Source organism: Candidatus Centipeda massiliensis (assembly GCF_900290285.1).
Lineage (GTDB): Bacteria > Bacillota > Negativicutes > Selenomonadales > Selenomonadaceae > Centipeda > Centipeda massiliensis.
The window spans coordinates 1-2,279 of the sequence record NZ_LT985763.1 but is presented as its reverse complement, the minus strand read 5'-3'; the positions used below and the strand labels follow the sequence as shown (position 1 = coordinate 2,279).

Below are 2,279 nucleotides of genomic sequence, written 5' to 3'. Positions count from 1 at the left end.
CGGATTCGAGCGGAGAAAGAAGAACTCATCAAGCAGGGAAAAATAAAACGTGACAAGAGAGAATCTGTCATCTACCAAGGTGCGGATAACTCGTATTATGAGAGGTTTGCCGATGGGAGTGAGAAATGCATTGATGAGGAGATTCCGTTTGAGATTCCGAAGGGATGGATTTGGTGCAGAGGTTGCTCGTGTTTTAAACCTATGCAAAACACCAAACCGGCCGGGGATTATTTTGACTATATTGACATTGATGCTGTTGATAACGTACATCATAAAATAAAGAGCATCAAACATCTTTCTGTTCAAAATGCACCAAGTCGAGCGAGAAGAATTGTCCCGAAAGACAGCGTTCTTTTCTCTTTAGTTCGTCCCTATCTCAAAAATATCGTTCTTATTACGGATAGGTATAGTCACTGTATAGCTTCAACAGGATTTTATGTATGTATTTCTAATGGAGTTCTTAATCCTAAGTATATGGAGCTTTTGATGTGCTCAGAATATGTTGTTCAGGGACTTATGCAGTTTATGAAAGGAGATAATTCCCCATCTATAAATAATACGCACATTGAGAATTGGCTGTACCCAGTGCCACCATTATCATTACAAAAGCGAATTACCGAAAAAGTATTAGAAATAGAGCATCATATAGAAATACTGGATTACAACTAAGAATTGCACCTCCATAATATATTGAATAGCATTTTCAATATATTATGGAGGTATCTTTATGGCAGAATCAAAACTCACATTTGAACAGTTTTTGAAAAAGGAAAATCTTTCCGCAAACACAATCAACGCATACTGTTGGACAGCAGATTATTTTATCCAACGCTTTGGCACTGTTGCATCAGAGACGCTTCTCGCCTATAAAGGGGATCTAATGGAAAACTTCAAGCCAAAGACGGTAAACCTGCGCATACAGGCAATCAATAAATATCTTGAGTTTCTCGGATTAACGCAGTTACGTTTGAAATCCGTCAAAATTCAGCAGAAGAATTTCCTAGAAAACGTTATCAGTAATGCTGACTATGCGTTTTTGAAAAAGCAACTTAAAAATGATGGAAAAGCGGAATGGTATTTCGTTGTTTGGTATCTCGCTGCAACGGGAGCGAGAGTGAGTGAGCTGGTACAAATCAAAGTCGAGCACGTCAATCTCGGATATTTTGATCTATATACAAAAGGCGGAAAACTTCGTAGGCTCTACATTCCTAAAAAGTTAAGCCTCGAAACACTTGCTTGGTTAAAGGAAACAAACCGAATATCGGGGTATTTATTTTTGAACCGATATGGGCAGAGAATCACCCCGCGTGGGATTGCACAGCAGCTCAAAAAGTATGCGGTCAAATACGGGCTTGATACGAAGGTCGTATATCCTCATTCGTTTCGACATCGCTATGCAAAGAATTTCTTGGAGAAATACAACGATATTGCCCTGCTTGCTGATCTGATGGGGCATGAAAGTATTGAAACCACTCGCATCTATCTCCGTAGAACAGCGAGCGAACAGAAAGCACTTGTTGATGAAATTGTAACGTGGTAATAAAAGGTTGTTGTTCGCGCTTCATAAGACATCGAACAACAACCTTTTTAAATTAAGCTATTTGATTCTCTATATCGTTCATTCGATCCATGAGTACATTTAATGCTTCGGAAATTTTTACTTGCTCTCGTAATGGAGGGATAGGAATCATAAGTTTATAAAGCATATTTAGATATATGCCTTTCTGAGCTGTTCCTTTTCCGTTGTTGCTAAACCATCTCTGAGTTGTCGGTGCTTGCAACACATTCATTAGATAAGCTGAAAAAATCTGGCATGGTTTTAAAACTGCTACACTTCGTTGTAAAGCAAAGTGTTCATCAGTTTCTACAACTGCGCTTCTGCCAATAGTACCCACAATCGTAAGTAAAACATCTCCACATTCAATATTGGTTCGCCGATTTTCAATCTCCCATTCTGATTGCGTTATCCATCTTGTTGCGCTATGTATGTTTATAAAATTGTTATCGATATTTACACCACTCAAAAGAGGAATTCCACTTCCATTATCAGGAGGGGTATTGTGTGAACCGTCTCGTATGGATAACGTTATTTCTCTCAACCTACACCATACCCAATGCTCTGGAATATCAAACTGAATCTCCTCATCAATACATTTCTCACTCCCATCAGCGAATCTCTCATAATACGAGTTATCCGCACCTTGGTAGATGACAGATTCTCTCTTGTCACGTTTTATTTTTCCCTGCTTGATGAGTTCTTCTTTCTCCGCTCGAATCCG

Annotated in this window: 3 protein-coding genes; 2 read left to right on the top strand and 1 reads right to left on the bottom strand. The window is 39.0% G+C overall.

Going from position 1 to position 2,279, the window contains the following annotated elements; translation table 11 throughout:
- Together C8273_RS12560 and C8273_RS12555 are read left to right on the top strand one after the other, a co-directional pair.
- A partial coding sequence (locus C8273_RS12560) for a restriction endonuclease subunit S domain-containing protein (protein ID WP_199821121.1) occupies nucleotides 1-669 on the top strand: 669 nt, incomplete at its 5' end.
- Nucleotides 670-727: 58 nt separating this feature from the next.
- Entirely contained in the window at nucleotides 728-1,540 is an 813-nt protein-coding gene (locus tag C8273_RS12555; RefSeq protein ID WP_106628029.1) for a tyrosine-type recombinase/integrase, read from the top strand.
- A 52-nt stretch (nucleotides 1,541-1,592) separates the two neighbouring features.
- Here the strand turns inward: C8273_RS12555 and C8273_RS12550 are convergent.
- Nucleotides 1,593-2,279 (bottom strand): restriction endonuclease subunit S (locus tag C8273_RS12550; RefSeq protein WP_199821120.1); only part of this gene is annotated, 687 nt, incomplete at its 5' end.

What these genes read in the sequence shown, in the direction of transcription:
- C8273_RS12555 (WP_106628029.1), top strand. Translation starts at nt 728, where the DNA reads ATGGCAGAATCAAAACTCACATTTGAACAGTTTTTGAAAAAGGAAAAT.